This is a genomic window from Sutcliffiella sp. FSL R7-0096 (assembly GCF_038595065.1).
Lineage (GTDB): Bacteria > Bacillota > Bacilli > Bacillales > Bacillaceae_I > Sutcliffiella_A.
The window spans coordinates 939,447-959,551 of sequence record NZ_CP152003.1; the positions used below are offsets into that span (position 1 = coordinate 939,447).

At 43.5% G+C, this 20,105-nt stretch carries 18 protein-coding genes; 13 read left to right on the forward strand and 5 right to left on the reverse strand.

All coding sequences use genetic code 11. The features are described from left to right. Positions 1 to 209 precede the first annotated feature (209 nt). Entirely contained in the window at positions 210 to 1,421 is a 1,212-nt protein-coding gene (locus MKY77_RS04770; RefSeq protein WP_339149142.1) for a cytochrome P450, read from the reverse strand. Between the two features lie 380 nt (positions 1,422 to 1,801). On the opposite strand from MKY77_RS04770, the gene MKY77_RS04775 reads away from it, so the two are divergent. Both MKY77_RS04775 and MKY77_RS04780 read left to right on the forward strand, forming a co-directional pair. Beyond that, complete coding sequence (locus MKY77_RS04775) at positions 1,802 to 2,989, forward strand: zinc-ribbon domain-containing protein (protein ID WP_339149143.1); 1,188 nt, start codon at positions 1,802 to 1,804, stop codon at positions 2,987 to 2,989. A 38-nt stretch (positions 2,990 to 3,027) separates the two neighbouring features. After that, positions 3,028 to 4,158 (forward strand): trypsin-like peptidase domain-containing protein, encoded by a 1,131-nt coding sequence (locus MKY77_RS04780; protein ID WP_339149144.1) that lies wholly within the window; start codon positions 3,028 to 3,030, stop codon positions 4,156 to 4,158. A gap of 236 nt (positions 4,159 to 4,394) precedes the next feature. Here MKY77_RS04780 and MKY77_RS04785 read toward each other — a convergent pair whose 3' ends face one another. Continuing rightward, the gene (locus tag MKY77_RS04785) at positions 4,395 to 4,589 is read right to left on the reverse strand and encodes a DUF4017 family protein (protein ID WP_339149957.1); all 195 of its coding nucleotides are present in this window, start codon (positions 4,587 to 4,589) and stop codon (positions 4,395 to 4,397) included. A 625-nt stretch (positions 4,590 to 5,214) separates the two neighbouring features. On the opposite strand from MKY77_RS04785, the gene MKY77_RS04790 reads away from it, so the two are divergent. Then, complete coding sequence (locus MKY77_RS04790) at positions 5,215 to 5,988, forward strand: arylamine N-acetyltransferase (protein ID WP_339149145.1); 774 nt, start codon at positions 5,215 to 5,217, stop codon at positions 5,986 to 5,988. 177 nt (positions 5,989 to 6,165) lie between these two features. On the opposite strand, the gene MKY77_RS04795 is transcribed toward MKY77_RS04790, so the two are convergent. Then, the gene (locus tag MKY77_RS04795; protein WP_339149146.1) at positions 6,166 to 6,894 is read right to left on the reverse strand and encodes a TspO/MBR family protein; all 729 of its coding nucleotides are present in this window, start codon (positions 6,892 to 6,894) and stop codon (positions 6,166 to 6,168) included. Positions 6,895 to 7,082: 188 nt separating this feature from the next. On the opposite strand from MKY77_RS04795, the gene MKY77_RS04800 reads away from it, so the two are divergent. The 3 genes from MKY77_RS04800 to MKY77_RS04810 all read left to right on the forward strand — a co-directional run bounded on the left by MKY77_RS04800 (position 7,083) and on the right by MKY77_RS04810 (position 10,768). Next, positions 7,083 to 8,411, forward strand: a complete 1,329-nt coding sequence (locus tag MKY77_RS04800; RefSeq protein ID WP_339149147.1) for a polysaccharide biosynthesis protein — start codon at positions 7,083 to 7,085, stop codon at positions 8,409 to 8,411. A 275-nt stretch (positions 8,412 to 8,686) separates the two neighbouring features. Beyond that, positions 8,687 to 9,541, forward strand: coding sequence for a YitT family protein (locus MKY77_RS04805; RefSeq protein ID WP_339149148.1), 855 nt, complete (start codon positions 8,687 to 8,689; stop codon positions 9,539 to 9,541). A gap of 138 nt (positions 9,542 to 9,679) precedes the next feature. Then, on the forward strand, positions 9,680 to 10,768 hold the full coding sequence (locus MKY77_RS04810) for a nitric oxide synthase oxygenase (RefSeq protein ID WP_339149958.1): 1,089 nt from the start codon (positions 9,680 to 9,682) through the stop codon (positions 10,766 to 10,768). 183 nt (positions 10,769 to 10,951) lie between these two features. Here MKY77_RS04810 and mreBH read toward each other — a convergent pair whose 3' ends face one another. Continuing rightward, positions 10,952 to 11,959: a rod-share determining protein MreBH gene (mreBH, locus tag MKY77_RS04815; RefSeq protein WP_339149149.1), complete on the reverse strand. Its 1,008-nt coding sequence runs from the start codon at positions 11,957 to 11,959 to the stop codon at positions 10,952 to 10,954. Between the two features lie 212 nt (positions 11,960 to 12,171). On the opposite strand from mreBH, the gene MKY77_RS04820 reads away from it, so the two are divergent. The 3 genes from MKY77_RS04820 (at position 12,172) to MKY77_RS04830 (ending at position 14,194) form a co-directional block, all read left to right on the forward strand. Next, positions 12,172 to 12,744: a hypothetical protein gene (locus MKY77_RS04820; protein WP_339149150.1), complete on the forward strand. Its 573-nt coding sequence runs from the start codon at positions 12,172 to 12,174 to the stop codon at positions 12,742 to 12,744. A gap of 500 nt (positions 12,745 to 13,244) precedes the next feature. Beyond that, complete coding sequence (locus MKY77_RS04825; RefSeq protein WP_339149151.1) at positions 13,245 to 13,562, forward strand: hypothetical protein; 318 nt, start codon at positions 13,245 to 13,247, stop codon at positions 13,560 to 13,562. A gap of 185 nt (positions 13,563 to 13,747) precedes the next feature. Next, positions 13,748 to 14,194: an NUDIX domain-containing protein gene (locus MKY77_RS04830; protein WP_339149152.1), complete on the forward strand. Its 447-nt coding sequence runs from the start codon at positions 13,748 to 13,750 to the stop codon at positions 14,192 to 14,194. A gap of 120 nt (positions 14,195 to 14,314) precedes the next feature. On the opposite strand, the gene MKY77_RS04835 is transcribed toward MKY77_RS04830, so the two are convergent. After that, positions 14,315 to 15,610, reverse strand: a complete 1,296-nt coding sequence (locus MKY77_RS04835) for an NCS2 family permease (protein WP_339149153.1) — start codon at positions 15,608 to 15,610, stop codon at positions 14,315 to 14,317. A 428-nt stretch (positions 15,611 to 16,038) separates the two neighbouring features. Here MKY77_RS04835 and MKY77_RS04840 point away from each other — a divergent pair, with 428 nt between their 5' ends. From MKY77_RS04840 to MKY77_RS04855, 4 genes are all read left to right on the forward strand, one after another. Beyond that, positions 16,039 to 16,407, forward strand: a complete 369-nt coding sequence (locus tag MKY77_RS04840) for a DnaJ family domain-containing protein (RefSeq protein ID WP_339149154.1) — start codon at positions 16,039 to 16,041, stop codon at positions 16,405 to 16,407. Positions 16,408 to 16,618: 211 nt separating this feature from the next. Next, the gene (locus tag MKY77_RS04845) at positions 16,619 to 17,296 is read left to right on the forward strand and encodes a response regulator transcription factor (RefSeq protein ID WP_339149155.1); all 678 of its coding nucleotides are present in this window, start codon (positions 16,619 to 16,621) and stop codon (positions 17,294 to 17,296) included. Next, a complete protein-coding gene (locus MKY77_RS04850) occupies positions 17,293 to 18,714 on the forward strand; it encodes an ATP-binding protein (protein WP_339149156.1) in 1,422 nt (473 codons plus the stop codon). Before MKY77_RS04845 ends, MKY77_RS04850 begins: the two co-directional genes overlap by 4 nt. A 117-nt stretch (positions 18,715 to 18,831) precedes the next feature. Next, a complete protein-coding gene (locus MKY77_RS04855) occupies positions 18,832 to 20,070 on the forward strand; it encodes a trypsin-like peptidase domain-containing protein (RefSeq protein ID WP_339149157.1) in 1,239 nt (412 codons plus the stop codon). Positions 20,071 to 20,105 lie beyond the last annotated feature (35 nt).

The following is a 20,105-nucleotide window of genomic DNA, read 5'->3' on the forward strand; positions in this document are numbered from 1 at the left end:
TTATTTTCCGTTCGACAAAAAATACGTGCCGACACTCTTTAAATATTTTCCGTTCGACATAAAACACATTCCATTCGACATAGAGTGACATTCTATCAGTTTCCAGCCGCCTGGCACCCCATCCAAAAAGACCCGTATTAACTAGATTCCTAGAATTAAAAAGCAGCCGCCCCCAGCGACTGCCCATCACCATTTCACTTCAAAATCCTTTAACGAACTTCCCCGCTAAACCTCAATGCCTCAAATCCCCGGAACACAATATTATTCCGCCGCAAAGGTTCTCCTAGCAACTCCACCTTATGCACACGTTTCAGCAATAGGTCCAATGCGATCACCGCTTCAAGTCTAGCAAGTGGAGCACCAAGGCAAAAATGCGGTCCTGAAGCAAAGGAAAGATGCTTCACATTTTCCCTAGCCACATTGAATGTATCAGGATCTTCATTCATGGCAGGGTCACGGTTCGCCGCACCTAATGCAACCATTGCTACCTGGGCTTTTTTCAGTTGCTGCCCACCAAGCTCCATGTCCTCACCAACCCATCTTGTGGTGAGCAGGACTGGTGGATCGTAACGAAGGATTTCTTCCACTGCATTTCCAATCAAGGACGGGTCAGCCACTAGCTTCTGCATTTCCTCTGGGTGCGTCAATAACAAATGGTAGCCGTTGGTAATGAGGTTGACTGTCGTTTCATGGCCTGCTATCAAAAGTAACAAACAAGTGGCGACCAATTCGTCCTCATTCAATTTATCACCGGCATCAGATACGGTAATCAGCCCGCTCAACAAATCATCACCAGGTTTCACACGCTTCGCCTCAATCAGCTTTCGCATGTATTGATCGGCTTCCTCGAGATAAGGCGCCACTTCCTCCAGGTCTGCCTGAGTGGTATTGAAATCAATGAATGTTACAAATGAATCGGACCAGATTCGGAACCGTTCCCTGTCTTCTTTTGGTACCCCGATAAGTTCTGTTATGACCATAACCGGCAGGGAATAAGCAAAATCCCGGATAAGCTCATGTTCTTTCATCCCTTTTCTGGCATCCAAAAGGTAGTTTGCCATTTCCACAATGGTAGGTCGCAACCGTTCAGTCATTCTTGGAGTGAAAGCTTTATTCACGAGCCCCCGCAGTCTGGTGTGGTCCGGGGCGTCACGGAAAAGCATCATGTTGCGAGTCAATTGGACAACAGGCATCAATGTCTGCGGGACAGGAGGCATTCCCTCCTGAGGTACGAGGTTTCTAATCTCTTTAATAAACCTTTTATCCTTTAACACAGCTTCCACTTCCTCATAGCCTGTCACAAGCCAACCTTCAGAGTTGAAGAAATTGATCCATTGTACGGGATGGATTTCATGCGCCTGTTTGAAAAAGGCATAAGGATTTTCGATAAACGTTTTTGCAAGATCTGTTTTAACACTCAATGATATGTCCCCCTAAAAAACATCTTTCTCTTACCATTCGCTAAAAACAGGGAGAATCCTTGGAAATTCAACAAAATAGGAAAAACTTTCTACTTTTTATTACCAGATTTACCGACCTCATTTGACACTTATCTAGCAATCTATTGTAAAATGGTGTAAGAACTAAAGCATGTTTCTTTTACTTTGGCTCTTTTCTAAAAGATTCACGGCAATTGGACTTTTGCCGCGTAAATACTCTAAGCGAAGAATATCGTATTTATAGCACATCAGGGAAAAGAGCACGAAAGTTAGGAATATAACGATCATTTTACAAATACGAAAGAGCAACTAAGTTTACGAAAACAGCTTTTACTTACAAGACTGATGGAGGTCTATATAGAATGTTTTGTCACAAATGTGGAAGGAAAGTAACATCCAATGCCAATTTCTGCTTCAATTGTGGAGCGAATTTGAAGGAAGACGTGTCAGAAACGGAAGAAGAGTGGTTAGAAGGCAGAGGGAGTTCGATAAACAAGAAGAAGCGATCTACATATATGCCCATCTTACCACCTATCATCAGCCTGGTTTTGGTGGCTGGTTCTGTAGGATGGTTTTATAACCATGAGCATAACGTGAATGCAGAAGTTCTCACCATTAAGAAGGAAGCAGAGGAGCTTGCTTTGGAGGGAGAGTACGATCAGGCCAAGAATGAACTGGCGAACGCCATGGAAATGCGGCCTGAGTATCATGTATTGAGGAATAACCTTGAAGTGGTAAAGATCGCGGAAGAGGTTAATGCAGAACTGGAAGATGTGAAAGAACAGATAAAGACAAAGAAATTTGAGGAGGCGGAGAAAAATCTAACAAGGCTCCGCGAAAAGATTACAAGGCTGGATGGTCCGTTAATTCAACCATTGAAGGAGGATGTCTCCGAAAAGGATGTCATGATCAAGGTTGGGAAGATCAACAATGAACTGGATCAGCTGAAAACAGTGGATGAACTTTCAAGAAAGCTTGCCATCATCTCCTCTATCCCTTCAGAAGAAGGAAAAGCGGTGAAAGAGCAAATCCTGAATCGTATTGTGCAGCTGACCGTGGAGGAAGCGGAAGAGAAAATCGAGCAGAAGCAGTTTACCAATGCAATGACACTTGCGGATAGAGGCTTGCAATATGCGGTGAACGATAAGCGTTTGCTGTCCCTGAAAGAGAAAGTTGATCAATCGAGACAGGAGTTTGAACAGGCTGAGTTTGATAGAATCGAGAAGGCCATGGAAGCAGCGGCCAAGGAAGATCTGAAGAACAAGAACGCTGCCCTTGAAATAGAGAAATTAAAAGTGGAAGAGGATGAAGTGGGTGGACTGACCATCGCTGGTGAAGTGAAAAATATTGTGTCCGCAAGCGTTTCATCCATCACCGTCTACTATAATATTCTGAGCAAGGACAAGAACGTACTCGATACCGGCTTTACAACCGTCTACCCGTTTAAGCTGGAAACAGGAAAAAAAGGAAAGTTCGAAGATTACTATTATGGTGTTTTTGAAGATGTAACGGTTGAGATTGAGAACATCACATGGGTGGTAGAGGAGTAAACAGTTCGTATTGAAACGGAAATAAAGAAGGTGTAGGAATGAATGTTAAATGGTTTTTAAGTATCATCATGACCATTATTTTGATAAGCGGAGGGATCATCGGGTATTTTCATATAAAAAATACCGTCCCGGCCCAACTGACGGCACCGTCCAAGCTTTACCTGGAGTCGGAAGTGAAAGAAAAGGAAAATGTCCCGCAGGCGCTGAAGGAGATCATCTTTGAATCTCAAAAGCTGGTCGTCAAAATTGAATTGCCGGATGGCTCGTTCGGCTCTGGTTTTTTATACAACGATAAAGGCGATGTGGTAACGAATGCCCATGTCGTTGCTAATGCTAAAGAAGTCAAAATAACCTCTGCCGATTCAAAGGAATTGACAGGAGAAGTAATTGGCATCAGCATCGATACAGATGTGGCGGTTATACGCGTTCCGGAACTAGAAGGCACCAAGCCATTCAGAATAGCCGAAACTAGAAAAGCGGAGCTCGGAGATGATGTCATCGCACTTGGAAGTCCATTGGGCTTACAAAATACAGTCACTACCGGAATCATCAGCGGTACCGGCCGGGAATTTGAAATCGACTCTTTCAAATATGAAGATGTCTTTCAAATATCTGCGCCGATCGCTCCGGGTAACAGTGGAGGGCCTCTCATTGATACCAAGACAGGGGAAGTAGTCGGGATCAATTCTGCGACCATGGATCAGGGCGTCATCGGGTTCAGCATCCCTTTGGTGAATGTGATGCCGTTGATTAAGAGTTGGTCTGAATCCCCGATGGAATCCTTGCCTAGAATAGGAACAAATGCACCAGGAAACAGTGCAGGGGAAACCTCTACAAACGTCGACATTGCCGATTATCTCGTGAACTATTTTTACGAAAGCATCAATTACCGCGATTATGTGACAGCCTACTCTTTGCTAGGCAGCAGTTGGCAGTCCAAGACGTCCTATGAAGATTTCCGTTCGGGTTATTTGGATTTCCTCACCATTGAAGTGGACGATCTTTTGACCAAGCAAAACGGTAATAACGTGGAGGTCATCACCGTCATTACTGCTCAGGAACGCTCGGAAAAGGGCGTGTCCTATAAAAAATTCAAGGTAACCTTTGAGTTGGGGCTTGAGAATGATCAGATGAAGATCCTTTCGGAAAAGCGGGAGAGTATGGAATAGATTGAATGGAAAGGGTCCTGGCAAATGGTATGCCAGGACCCTTATCTTTTAACTTATGCTTTGAATAACCTGTTTCTAGCTGGTGATTGGAGCAAAAGGCGTAGACTTCAGCGGGAGAGTAGCGACAATCTTGTGACCCCTCAAGTGTTGCGAGGAGGCTCAAGGTCGCCCTCTGGATAAGCGAAGCCTATTGCGGAAATCAACAGCGACGTTTAACAGAGCCAAACTTATAAATATTAGGAATCAGCAGCTGTATCACTTTTACTGAAATAATAGGTAAGTAATGCAGTGATGATCATGATGGGAATAGCATAAAACTGTCCGACGAAAAGTTTCCAGGCCAATACATCATGTCCTTCAGATGCAGGCTGGAATACAACAATAATACAAACAACCAAATACGCTATGATTGGTATCAACCATTTTTTCATCATTGTTCCTCGCAATGCGTTTTGTGTGGTGGGAGACTGTCTTCCGGTTGAAGGATGACATGGATATTTTAACATATATACCCAATGTGGTCTTTATTTTCTTTTTATAGAATGTGCTTTAACCAATCACGCGTCTTGCACCAATAATTTTTGTTTTCCAATAAGGGGTAAGGGATGCAATAGCAACTTTCTTTTCCACCCTTGATGTGTGCAAGATGGAATTACTACCAAGGAAGATGGCGACATGACCGATTTTTTGAATGCCCGTTAACTTTTGCCTCTTGGGAGTTGTGAAGAAAAGGAGATCTCCCCGTCTGACACTGGAGAGTGGAACAGGATTTCCGACTTGGAATTGCTGGCGTGAGGTTCTTGGTAGGGAAATGCCATGTGTTGCATATACATATTGAACAAACGAACTGCAATCAAACCTGTCCGTCCTACCGGATGCTGCACCGAATAAATAAGGCGTACCAATATACTTTTTGCCGGTTTTAATAATTTGCTTATGTTTTCATAAAGTCATTTGAAGGGACACCCCTTTCTATTTCCTGCTATATTAGTAGATGTAAAATGATAGAAAATGCTTGGACAAATTTCATGGATTTCAAAAAATGGGGGCAAGAAAATGAGTGCAAAAGATAAATTCCTGCATTATTTGGGAGTGAAGAAGAAAGAGCCTAATTTAACCTACTTGAATGAATTAATCGCTGCCCATCAGAAAATAGTGAGATGGGAGACTTGGACGAAATTTCTGGATTTTGAGGAGAGGGAGGAAAAGGATCTTTATCTGCCGAGTATCGAGGAATACGTGGACAGAATCATTCAAACTGGAACAGGGGGTACTTGCTGGACCTTGGCAATTGGCTTTCATTATTTATTGAAAGAGCTTGGTTTTAAGGTGGATTATCTGTATATGACACCTGGCCATCTGTGCTTGCAGGTGGAACTGGATCAGCCATACTACGTGGATGTGGGGTATTGCGCCCCGTTTTTCCAAGCGTTCCCGCTTCATACCTCGTTTGTCGTGAGTACAGAGATGGAAATTTTCAGCTATCAGGTTAATGGAGATGAGGCATTGGTGGAGCGTAATCCGGGTCCGACAAAATCCTTGGGTTTGAAGCCTGTTTCATTTGAAGATGTAAAGGGCGCTTTGCTTGATTCCCATGATTGGGAGAAGGGATTCTCTTTTCATAGCTTGAGGATGTTTGGTTATATTGATGGTGTTCCGTACCAGTTGAGAGAGAATGCCATCCGGAGATTTAAGGATCAAGCATACGTGGAAGCAGAACTGACAGATGAGCAGATGCGCTATTGGATTGAGGAGAAATTCGGCGCTGATTACGGAGTGTATGAACGGGCGAAGGAGATTTATCGGTTGAGGAAGGGCGAGGGGTGCTAGGGGGGCTATTCTATTGGCCTGAAGGCACCCAAAACGAGTGGGTAGTGTCTGATAGGAGCTGTCTATTGGGTTGAAGCCCTCCAAGCGAACGAGCAATCGTCCAATAGAAGGCATTTAAAACAAAGAACCTTTGATTGCAACGACAAAGCACTCAAAGGTTCTTTTCCTTTTCGTCCTTTAATCTGTCTTCTTTAATCTTCCTCCAAGCAACGCCATCACCAAGATCACAGCAGCCAAGGCATATGCCACATAGGCGACATTGCTATGATCCGCCATATTCTTCACACCAATTCCAATGAATGCCCATACAAACACAAGTGGGTAGACCGAGTCATCCTGAGAAATCCGGAACCAGACAGCTAACATTGTTGCTACCACCAGCATGATGATGGTCCATGTTACATCTGAAAGGCCAAATCCGTCCCAGCCTTTTTCCACCAACACATAACTGATATTAGCGATAGTGGCAACGCTAATCCAGCCAAGGTAAATGGAGAAGGTCGCAAAGTCCAGTTTGCCAGGGTTTGATTCTCGCATTTTTACATAAAGCGCAATGAGTGTCAGCAACAAACTGACCATGACCACGACCGTCGTCACCCAGAAACCGTAATGCCACAACACCACCCATGAACTATTTAAAAGACAGCTTAGAACAAATAGTCCACTTGTATGGACATAGATAGGCAGGTCTCTACGTGACTTAGAGAACTGGCGGATGACCCAGATTCCAAGCAATAGATATATCAGGCTCCAAATCGAAAATACATAACCAGCTGGTTGAAAAATTACGGTGATTCGGTTTGCGATATCGCCTGTCGTCAGACCGTTCAGCGGCAAGGCGTTGGCAAGATAATTCACAATTAAGACCAGTATAAATGCAGCGATATTTATCAACAGCCCCCACATAAAAATCAGCTCCTTTCTACCTTACTATTACTATTCCTTTCAGCAGAAGGACATAACCATCCGAGTGTGCGATAAGGAGAGAATAAGTAGAAGGTCACACGATAAACCAGCCATATTTTCACAACTTGTCTCATAAAATAGGAAGTGGATTTTCCTGAATGAGAGGAAGAGAGGGGACAATTATGGCTATGAATAAATTTTTTAAAGGGACACTACTCCTGGCAATCGCCGCCTTTTTGGGAGAGAGCATAGAATTCATCGTGAATATGGTACTTGCCAAGAACCTTGGGGAAGAAGGGATGGGGCTATATATGTCCGTCCTGCCTGTCATCTTTCTCGTAGTAGTCATCTCGAGCCTTGAGCTGCCGATTTCGATATCCAAATTTGTGGCGGCCAAGGAGGAGAAATACCATCAGAGTATGCTTCACCATGCCATGAAGCTGGCGATTGTTTTTACTATCATGGTGCTTATCGTGGCAGCGATTATCCTACCGTTCATCCCGGTATTTCAGCACTATCACCCACTTGTAAAATGGTTGATTCTCATTATGATTCCGGTCATCTCTTTTTCCTCCATTGCCAGGGGCTATTTTATGGGATTGCAGCATATGGGGAAAATTGCGATCTCGAACTTTTTAAGGAAAGTCGTTCAGTTGGGCCTGCTTGTCCTGGTTTATCATTTCTTTCATTTTTCTTTAGAGGTGTCCATACTCATAGCGCTCTGTACATTGGTAGCGACAGAGTTGATTGTCTGTCTTTATCTTCTCTATATGTACAGGCTTCAATATATCGAACTGAAAACGAAAGCCTTTGCGCGCATGGATGGAAGAACAGTAAGGAAAAATCTCTTGGAGGTGTCGATTCCGACCACAGGAATGCGTTTATTCCATGCTGTGACAAATGCCATTCAGCCCTTTCTCATCAAGATAGCACTTGTGAAGGCAGGACTCAGTCACACGATTGCGCTTGAAGAGTTTGGCCTGCTTGCGGGAGTGGCACTTACCATCGGATTTTTCCCTGGGTTCATCGCTCATTCTCTTTTGATTGTGCTCATACCAACAGTTTCTGAGGCACATGCCAATCATGATTTTGCTAAAATGCAGAAGCTGTTAAAACAAGTGATGATCATCACCTTCCTCTACGGTATACCAGTGGTCATGGTGTTCTATCACTTTGCAATCCCATTAACCAATATCTTTTTTGAAAATTCCCATGCGGCATCCTATGTGCAGTTATTGTGGCCATTTTTTCTCTTTCATTTATTCGTGTCCCCATTACAGGCATATTTGATAGGGCTTGGATTGATTAAGGATGCTTTTTTACATTCCATTTGGTCAACCTGCATTTCTTTTCTTTTAATGTTTTTTCTCGGGTCCCTTCCACACCTGCAAATGAACGGTGTTATCCTGGGTATGAATACAGGGATGGTTCTGCTGACCTTGATGCATTATTTGACCGTTTGCAATAAGATCAAGGTAACCCTCTGGTTGAAAAAGACCGGCTCCCAAGCGGCATAAGAAATGCGGAAAGTTTTTCTAGAAAACAGCTTTTGAACAAACGTTTGTTTCACGTGAAAAAAATTCGGCTTATTGATACGGTTTGCACAATTCCATAAAAAAAATTGACGCCAAAAAAGGATTTGTAGGATAACAATTTGTGTACAACCTCCTTAACCTGAAAATAAATTAATCCGCTTTCAATTTTGCAACTTCTTGCTTATGTGTTTACATGCCTGTCCTAGGTCTTTATAATCCCAACTAGACTGTAAAAATCTAGAGGGAGGCTGACCGGTATGAACAAACACTTGAAAACACTTTTATTCTTGCACGTAGGTCCTCTTTTTGTTGCGATACATGTTCACTTTTTCCTATCACCAAATAGCTTGGCGACAGGGGGAGTAAGTGGACTTTCCATTATCTTGAACGATGTTTTTCCGATGCTATCTATTGGTGTGTTGATGCTAATAGTTAATATAGTTTTATTTTTTGTGGGCTTTTTGCTGCTTGGATTCGGATTTGGGGCAAAAACGATTTATGCGAGTGTCATGCTGTCTGTGATGGTATGGCTTCTAGAGGCTTTTTTCCCAATCAGCGGGCCGATCAGTGACGATATCCTGATTCAGTTGATCATCGGGCAATGTATTGCGGCACTCGGTATGGCGCTTGTATTCAATCAGCGCGCATCCACAGGAGGTACCGATATTATTGCTTTGATTTTAAATAAATATTTTTCCGTGGATATGGGCCGTGGAGTATTGTTGGCGGATATTTTCATCGCACTTTCTTCCATCCTTGTATTCGGTCCAGAAGTTGGGATGTATGCGGTATTCGGTGTGATACTGAACGGATTGGTCATTGATTATGTCCTTCAGCAGGTCAACGAAATGCGTGAAGTCGTGATCATCAGCAGGGAGACGGATAAGATCCGTTCCTATATTGTGGGACAATTGGGACGAGGTGCAACCATTCACTATGCAAGAGGTGCGTTTACTTCAGATGAAAAAGAAGTAATCACGACCATCCTGAACAAAAAGGATTTCTCCAAATTGAAAAAATTCATCGGTTCAACCGACGAGCAAGCATTCATAACCGTCCACAACATGAAAGAGATCTTAGGTCAGAATTTTAAACAATTGGTGACGAAGTGAGTGATAGGGACAGGTTCCTCGACCCAGTAGTGGTCGAAGGACCTGTCCCTATTTATTACCAACATGTAAAACATTTCTTTTCCAAACCTAAAAAGTTTACAATGGTAGAAGGGAAATTTATTTGAGGTGGACATATTGATAGAGACGAACGAAACTCTTTTAAATAAGGCACAAGAATTTATTCTGCAATGTTATCAGGAATTAGGAAAGCCTGAGGACGAGGCGTCTATCAGGTTACAAACAATCAAGGATGAAATAGATCTTTACGGGTATTACGAGCATACATACGAGGAATTGACACATGGGGCCAAGATGGCCTGGCGCAACAGTAATCGTTGCATCGGGAGGCTTTTCTGGAATTCCCTTCATGTGATAGATCGGCGCCACCTGGAGACGGAACAGGACATTGCTGACGCGCTTGTGCATCACATCGACTTTGCTACCAACCATGGAAAAATAAAGCCGACCATCACTATCTTTCGCCAGCAACAAGAGGCGGGCAAGCAGATCAGGATCTGGAACCATCAGCTTCTTCGCTATGCGGGGTATGAATCGGAGCGTGGGGTGATCGGTGACCCTGCATCTATTGATTTTACAAGGAAGTGTGAGGAGCTTGGCTGGGAAGGTGCCCGCAGCAATTTTGATATTTTGCCGTTGGTTGTGCAGGTAGATGAAGCGGATCCAAAGCTATTTCCTATTTCAGGGGATGTGGTTTTAGAGGTACCTATCGTACACCCTGACATCCCTGAGTTCAGCGATCTTGGATTGAAATGGTATGCCACCCCGTTGATTTCCGATATGCGTTTGGAGATTGGGGGTATCCATTACACGGCGGCCCCGTTCAATGGCTGGTATATGGAAACGGAGATCGGTGCAAGGAATTTTGCCGACACGGACAGATATAATATGCTGCCGAAAGTGGCCTCGATCATGGGACTTGATACCAACACAAATGCGACGATGTGGAAGGATAAGGCGCTGATTGAACTGAATTTCGCGGTGGTTCACTCCTTCAAGGAAAAGGGAGTCAGCATTGTCGATCACCATACGGCGGCCATGCAGTTCAAGCATTTCGAAGAGCGGGAAGCGGAAAGCTGTCGCCATGTGACCGGCGAATGGGCCTGGCTGATTCCTCCGGTGTCCCCGGCCGCTACGCACATTTTTCATAAGTCCTATGAAAATAAGATCGTGTTGCCGAACTATTTTTATCAGGATCGATTGTATTGAGTACAGCACTGTGAATTTCAGAGTGATGGAAAGAAGGAGCTTTTCCCCTTGGTTTAGGGGAAGGCTTTATTTAATAGATAGGGTAGATAAAGCAGTTGATTTCCGTTCCAGGCGCTTTGCTTACCTTTTAACAAACAAAAACCGAGCCCTGAAAGGAGCTCGGTTTTGTTGTATTTATTAAAATCAAGTCGCAGCCTTCTGCAACTTATGGATTACAGTCAATGATTTACCTGTACCGATTGCAACAGACTCCAATGGGTTTGGAGCGACGTACACAGGAACAACGATTTCGTTGCTTAACCATTCTTGCATGCCGTTTAAGAGTGCGCCACCACCAGTGATGATAACCCCTCTGTCCACGATGTCTCCACTTAGTTCCGGTGGGCAATCTTCCAGTGTTGAACGGATTGCTTCTAGGATGTGAAGAAGGGATTCCTTGATCGCTTTTTGGATTTCGGAAGAGTGTAATTCAATGGTCTTTGGCAAACCTGTTACAAGGTCGCGCCCACGGATTTCCATCGTAAGGTCTTCGTGATCCACCAATGCATAACCAATTGTCATTTTGATCTGCTCAGCAGTACGCTCACCAATCAATAGATTGTAGTTTTTGCGTACGTGGTGCACGATATCGTCATCAAACTGGTCTCCACCCACTCGAATGGAGTTGCAGGAAACCACGCCACCGTAAGAGATGATGGCAACCTCAGTTGTACCGCCACCGATGTCCACTACCACATTAGCAACAGGCTCGTCTACTGGTAAATCTGCACCAATCGCTGCTGCAACAGGTTCTTCGATTAAATGTACGTGCTTAGCACCACAGTTTTTTACAGCGTCTTGAATCGCACGACGCTCAACAGACGTGGAGCCAGATGGTGTACATACAACCACACTTGGCTTACGGATGGAAAAGCCCATCGTTTTGCTTGCTTTTTTCATGATTTGTTTTAACATGCTTGTCGTGATGTCGAAATCTGCGATGACGCCATCTTTCAATGGTCGAACGGCCACAATTCTTCCCGGAGTTTTACCAATCATGTTTTTTGCTTCTGTACCAACAGCAAGCACTGCCTTAGTTTCTAAATCAATTGCTACTACGGACGGTTCATTGAACACAATCCCTTTACTTTTACTATAAACCAGCGTATTCGCTGTACCTAAGTCGATCCCAATTTCAGTTGTTGAAAACATAGTCAATCCACCCAATCATTTAGTTAGTTAGTTTAGGTCTCCTATATACGTTCTAAGAAGAATGTCGTTTTGTGGGGGTAAAAATACAAGAATAATATGGTAATATAAAAAGGAGGGACAGGGGAGCCTTCCTCTCCATTTTAATTTTTTGTTAAATGGATTTTGTTGGATGGTTATGTTATATTCTAGAAAAAAACGGGGAAACACGGCCTATGAATCAATGGAATGAAGATAAAGACTTAGAAGAATTGGAAGAAGAGAGTTTTTGGGAGTTTAACTCCAAAACGGTTACTTTTTTCTTATGCATACTGACCTTAATCGTCGGAGTCATAACCGCTCTTAGCTTCTATGACGGAATACAGGTAAAAAAGCAGGAGAAGGTAGCGGTCTATATCCATGAAATGAACGAGCTTTTGAGAAAAAGTGAGCAATACTCGAATTCTATTAAAGATGGTTTGGAAAACGGAGGTGCTTCTGCGATTTCGGTGGAAGATGAACAGGAGTTCCGTGCAATAAGGATGGCTGCCGGTCAATTGAGTACGCCATCAGGTTGGGAGGGACATAAAGAAGCAGCCACCGACCTGATATCCGCAAGGTATATGTTCTTTTATCACTATTTTCATGGTTCGGAAATGGAGGAGGAAGAACTAGAAAGTACGTTGGCAGCACTTGATAGGTTGGAAAATAAAGAGAAAGAAGTGTTGCTTTCTTCCTTTGAGGCTTCGGGGATCTCTTATCGGGAAACCGAGGATGGGAAAATTACCTTTTCTATTAAAACTTATTAAAAAACCTGAATTCCTCTTGTGATGACCGAGAGAAATTCAGGTTTCTTTTAATTCCGAGTTTATGACAAGGCGCTCTTGATGATTGTTTGTATTGCGGTCATAAAGCCCTGTGCATGTAATCCGGTTCAACTGTCTGTTATTAGTAGTCCCCAAAATGGATCTTATCGGAGCTGCGTCATAAGGGTAGGCTTCCTTACGGGTGACCGCAAAGGGGCTTGAAGGTTGTTTATAGCTTCTTCTTGTTTTACGAAAAGAGCCTTTAGAAAACAGCTTTAGAAAAACAAAGATTGTTTTATATAAGGAAACTGCGGGTATTACAACTCTATAAACCTGAGGAGGCGATTAAGTATGGGAAAACTATTCCGAAGAGTGTTCATTGCCGTATTACCTATTTTGGTGAAAGAAGGGTTCAAATATTATAAAGAGAGAAAAAGCACATCCACTAGCACTGACACGAAAAGTGCATAAGGGTTTGTGATTTTTGATGGGAGGGAATCCTCATGGAAAGGTATACCTATTATGTAACGATGGAAACAGGTCAGATACATCGGGAACCATTCGATGATCAGGTCAAATACTATGAAGTATTGGCATCAGAATCTGAGATCCACGAGATTGAGAGGCTTTTTGAAGAGCTGCACAACACGGAATACAGCCCAGATGCCTACACGAGTCCACTTAATGAAAGGAAAACACAGGAGCATCGGGATAAACAACAATTGATTCTTGATAAAATCTTTGTAGCCATTTATGAGTTGGGTACAGAACCAACAAAAGAGGAAATTCGTACAATGAATGGGTTGGACCAGCGTGTATAAGAGACGCTGGTTTTTTTATGGGGGTAACTTGGCAGATTGGTAGCTTCTGACCATGAATATGTACATTATGGAATATTCTTTCTGGAGAAAAGACCTATTTTTATCTGGGGCTTTGTGTTTCCGTTGAAAGTAACGTGCGACCGCGTTAGACTAGGTAAAAAAGTAGTGTTAGGAGTATTCCTGTGATGAGTAAACAAAAACCGATTAGCATGTATCCTGCAGTGGCAGTGATCATCTTTGATGAACAGAAACGAATTTTATTACAAAAGAGAGCGGACGTGGGCTTATGGACCATTCCTGCCGGACATGTAGAGCCAGGTGAGACGGTGGAGGAAGCGGCTGTGCGCGAGGTGTATCAGGATACTGGATTGATCGTCGATCCTCATCGCCTGATTGGAGTCTACTCTGATCCGGAATCGCAAACCTTCGAATACCCGGATGGTCGCTTGGTGCAGTTTGTAACTTCCTATTTCGAGGCGGAAATCACAGGGGGAACCACCTCTAAGAAAGATCCCGCACTGATCGAGCTCGAGTACTTTGCCCCAAACAAGCTACCGCACGACCTCTTGCCCATGCACCCCAGATGGCTCGTAGATGCATTTTCTGATCGACGAGAAGCGTTTGTGAGGTAAAGTTGTAGCCTAACCATTTAGTATTCGACATAAACCAAAAAAATCCTTGAGGGGTCTGACCCCCTCAAGGATTTTTTTTCAATATATATATCAATCAATCTCAAATTATTCTTCGAACCATCAATGCACATTTGTCAAAAACGTCAGGAAGAAGAGTGCCGCGATCACGTAGAGTGGGGCGGAGACTTCTTTTGCTTTGCCTAGTACCAGCTTCATTAGCGGGTAGGCAATGAATCCGAATGCAATCCCGTCTGCGATAGAGTAAGAGAATGGTATCATTACAATTACTAAGAATGCAGGGAAACCTTCTGATAGATCTTGGAAGTCGATTTGCTTCACTGATTGAAGCATCAGTACACCAATGATAATCAAGATTGGCGCAATCGCACTGCCAGGAATTATTTTAATGAAGGGAATCGCAAAGATGGAAAGCAAAAATAGGCTTCCTGTCGTTATTGCTGTCACACCGGTTCTTCCACCTGCAGCGATACCTGCTGCCGTTTCCACGGTAGAAACGGTAGGGCTGGTACCGAAAAATCCACTTGTTAAAATGGAGATTCCGTTTGCCTGGAAGGAACGTTTGAACTTTTCAGGGCGGTTGATCATTCCGAGGTGCCCGTTAATAAGCCCGATGTTCTCAAACAGGAGAACCATCGTTAAAGAGAAGACAGCCACTAAAAACGTGAACTCTCCAATCTTTGCAAAGGAAACGGCACCAAATAAGGAAAGATAGCTATCCATCGGTAAAGCACTTCCACCAACATCAGAGAAGTTTACCACTCCCAAAGCAGCAGCGATAACCGTACCAACAACAATACTAATCAAGAAGTTTGCTGGGACATTTCGCATAAACAACGTTACGGCCAAAATCACAGTCAGAATCGTGGCAATCACATAAGGACTTGAAACATCTCCTAGTGATAGTAGAGAGTTTTCACCCTTAACGATAAGTCCGCCTTTTTCCAACCCGATCAGGGTCAAGAATAACCCCAAACCAACCGTAATCGCATGCTTTAAAGAGCTTGGAATCGCCTCGAGTAGCACTTGTGCAAGCTTTGTGAACGAAATGATCGTCACAATCACACCAGAAACCACTACGACGCCCAATGCTTCTTGCCAGGTTAATCCCATAGAGTGAACCAACGTATAAGTAAACATAGCGTTGATTCCCATACCAGGAACAAGGATGATCGGCGCATTCGCCCAAAATCCCATCAGCCAACAGCCCACTACACAAGTGAGGATTGTGGCGATGATTCCAGCTTCGATAGGAATACCTGCTTCTGCAAGAATCGTTGCATTAACAGCAATAATGTACACAATGGTAAAGAACGAGATCATTCCGGCCATCATTTCACGCTTTAGAGTCGTCTCATGACCAGCCAGATCAAATGAATTCTTCATCCATTGAAGCATAAAAAACACCTTATTCAGTTTCCCTCTCCCACCCGGCCGCACAGGACCCACAAACAAGTATTATAACGCGCAAATCTTCATCCGACAATATAAATTGGCTCTTTTCTAAAAGATTGTTGTTATGGGCTATAAAGTTTGACCGTTCGCTTTCGCTGCAGTCACTCATTTTCCGCGGGGCGATGCTTGTGCCTCCTCACACCGCTTCGGGGTCTCAAGACTACCGCTGTCTCTCGCCGGGGTCGAGTGACTTCCACTTCAATCCACTCGTCTGTCTAGATTTTTCTATAAGGAACAAACGTTGAGAAAACAGCCAAAAAATTCACGGAACAACAGACTTGAATATTGTTAGAATGTTCAGAAAAAGTACACACTCTTTTCTTTTGAAATAGGGTACACTATTAGTAACCAAGTGGAAAAGGGTGAGTGCGGTGGACTTTTTTCGATTGACGGATGAAAAAATCAGAAAGGCCTATGAGGATGGGGAGTTCGAAAACCTGCCTGGTTATGGCAAGCGTCTGGAACTTGAGGACTTATCCAACGTCCCTCCGGAAATGAGAATGGCCTACAAAATGATGAAAAATGCCGGGATGATGGAAGAACAACAGGTTAGGACCGAGATTGAATACCTAGAGGATCTGATACAGGGAGCGCACAGCGAGGTAGAGGAAGCTAGATTGAGCCAAAGGCTAACGGAAAAACAGCTTAGGCTTCAGCAAATCATCCAAAAGAAGAAAAAGGATGCCAATTCCGCTGTTTTCAAAGGCTATCAGAACCAAATCATGAAAAGGTTTGATTAAATTAATAGAATCAGAACCGAGTCGCCTGTTGGGTTAGGTGTACTCGGTTTTTATTTTTTACAACGAAGTTACATAAACATTACACTTTCAATTTTCATCAAATTCTCATCCCATCCCCACCAATTATTAGGTAGTATTAAAGAGAGACTTAAAATCAGGTAATACGTCTAAAATATATCAAAGAAGCCACGCTTATTGTGGAGGTGCCACCATGTGCAGAGTCCTAATAATAGAAGATGAAAAAAACTTAGCCCGGTTCATTGAGCTTGAATTACAATACGAAGGTTTCAAAGTGTCCACCTCCTATGACGGGAGAGAGGGGCTTAAGCTAGCATTAGCAGAAGAGTGGGATATTATCCTGCTTGACTTGATGCTCCCAGGCCTTAGTGGTATGGAAGTGTGCCGTAGAATTCGAGCGGCCAAAGAAACTCCGATCATCATGCTGACTGCAAGGGATAGCGTGATGGATAAAGTATCGGGCCTAGATAGTGGTGCGGACGATTATATGTCCAAGCCATTTGCGATCGAAGAGCTTCTGGCAAGGATCCGTGCGCTTTTCCGCCGGATGGAGGGGAAAAAGGAAACATCAAACAATATTCTAACCTTTCGAGAGTTAAAGGTAGACCTTGATGCAAGAACGGTGACGAGAGCCGAGGAGCAAATTGAACTGACCAAAAGGGAGTTCGACCTATTGGTTATATTTATGACGAATATTAACAGAGTGCTGACAAGGGAACTTCTTTTGGATAAAGTGTGGGAGCTGGGTTCATATGCTGAAACAAATGTCGTGGATGTATATGTCCGCTATTTACGAAATAAGATAGATAAGCCAGAGGAAGAAAGCTACATACAAACAGTGCGCGGGACGGGTTATGTGATGAGAAAATGAATCGATTTCAAAGATATATGAAGCAACTGCCAATCAGGTGGAAAATAACCATATGGTCCTCTTTGGTATTATTCGTCCTGTTTGTAGCCTATAACTCTGTTCAATATTATGTGATGAGAACCTGGATGATTGAACAGGAGGAACGTAATATACAGGAAAAGATGAAAGAGATTCAGGCCTTTTTTTCGGAGCAGCCTTTTTTTGTGGGGCGCTCGGAAATCATCAACAGCAGTGGCTTTATTGAAAAGATAAATGAAACGAATGAACTGATCAGAGTAATCGATAAAGACGGAGCCCTCATTGTAGCAGTGGCCACTAACCTTCCACGGGAGCTTCTGATCACCCCTGTGGAGAGTGAAAATCTTGAACATGTGAAGGTAAATGGAAAACATTATTTAATTCATCGTGAACCTATGATAACAAATGGATTTATTGGGTACATAGAAATTATACGCGATTTGAAAAACTATGAACGTTTGCGAGGCTTGATATTCCTTGTGACTTGGTCTGCCGGTGCAGGGGCCATCCTGTTGAGCGGTGTTGGCGGGATGCTCATCGCCAAACAGCTGCTTGCCCCAATCCAGGCACTCACCGATACGATGAAACGCATCAAGATGCGGGGATTCAAAGAACGTGTTCCCCAAGATAAAAACCAAAAGGATGAAATTGCAGATTTGTCCAATGTATTTAATGAAATGATGGATGATGTGGAAATGTCCTTCCAAAAGCAAAAGCAATTTGTGGAGGATGCCTCCCATGAATTGAGGACACCTATCTCTATTTTGGAAGGACATTTGAAGCTTCTGAACCGATGGGGCAAAAATGATCCCGAGGTGCTGGAGGAATCATTGAAAGCTTCCCAGCAAGAGGTGGAAAGGTTAAAAATGCTCGTGTATGAGCTATTGGAACTGACCCGTTTGGAATCCGACCGACTGGAAGTGGTGGAGGACCTGGTAGAGCCCGTACATGTTGTGGAAGAAGTAATCAAAAAATTCACCTTGCTCCATCCAGACTTCATTTTTTCGTTTATTAACCATTTGAAGGAGCCGGTTAAGGTTGCCATTGCGGAAAGGCATCTCGAGCAGGTTCTCATCATATTGATTGATAATGCAGTGAAATATTCCAGTCAATCCACGACGATAGAGGTTACTGTAGAGAATAAGGACAACGGGTTCTCCGTCTCCATTAAAGACTACGGCATCGGGGTTCCACAAGAAGATCTGCAGAAAATTTTCGATCGTTTCTACAGAGTGGATAAAGCTCGTAGCAGGGAAAAAGGCGGCCAGGGACTTGGACTGTCCATCGCTAAAAGAATGGTGGATAACTATAACGGTTCCATTGTTGCCGATAGCGTAGAGGGTGAATGGACCATGATTACTGTGACCCTGAATGCTGTTTATGATGTAAATGAAACATAGCTTAGAAATACACCTGTATTTCTCATCGTATTCTCATTTTTCTTTAAGATTACTTTCATCGTACTAGGGTTTAATAGAAATAGATAAAAAAACATTCTCATGATGAGGTGAAGGAATATGGGTTATTATGACGATCATGTCACACAAAAAAGGACCCGTAAGGAAAAAACATTCGGAAAGCTCGTATTCGCTTCCATAACAGGAGGAATAATCGGTGCGCTCGGAGTGGTGGCAATGTTGCCGGTCCTTCTTGATTGGGGCTTTTACATGGACAGAAATGGCGAGGCTGCTGCGGACCCTCCAATGAGTGTTGAAACGAACTCGGCAGTCCAGACTGACCAGGTGGAATATGAAAAAATACAAACAAATATAACAAGTGCAGTAGATAACGTTTCCGAAGCTGTAGTTGGGGTAGTTAATATACAAAGAGGCGGAAATTCCCTTTTCGATCCCCGGGGTGCACAAGGGGACCAGGAGGCAGGAACAGGTTCTGGAGTGGTTTACAAGAAAGAGAACGGTAAAGCTTTCATTGTAACTAATGCCCATGTAATCGATGGGGCCTCCAAAGTGGAAGTGAGCCTGGTTGATGGTACGAGAGTGGAAGCCGATGTAATTGGCAGTGATGCATTGACAGATTTGGCCGTTTTGACGGTGGATGATGGAAACATCAAACAGGTTGCAACATTTGGTGATTCCGATTCCATCACATTAGGTGAACCTGTTATCGCAATCGGAAATCCTCTTGGACTGGAATTCTTCGGTTCTGTCACTCAAGGCATCATCAGCGGAAAAGAACGGATCATTCCCGTTGACATAGATCAAAATGGCCAAGCGGACTGGGAAGCCGACGTCATCCAGACTGATGCAGCGATAAATCCAGGGAATAGTGGAGGTGCACTGGTCAACCTTCGCGGGGAAGTGATCGGCATCAACTCGATGAAAATTGCTCAATCCCGAGTAGAAGGGATAGGATTTGCGATTCCGATTTCATCGGTAAAGCCAATCATAGAGGATCTTGAGAAGCACAAAGAAGTACAACGACCATTTATGGGTGTAGGGCTGGCCTCATTGTCCGATGTACCACTCGAAGCGCAAAGGTCTACTCTGAAACTTCCGGAAGAAGTGAAAAACGGAATTGTCGTAACAGGAGTAGAGTCCATGTCTCCAGCCGATAAAGCAGGGTTGAAAGAATATGATGTCATTGTAAAGTTGGATGACCAGGAAATTAAGGATGCCTTAGGATTAAGAAAATTTTTATACAGCCAAAAAAATATCGGAGATAAGATGAAAGTTTCCTTCTATCGTGACGGAAAACTGCAAGAGACGGAAATGACACTTGTTAAACAAATGTTCTAATTTATATAGAAATGTATGTGATCTAAGTCCAAAAA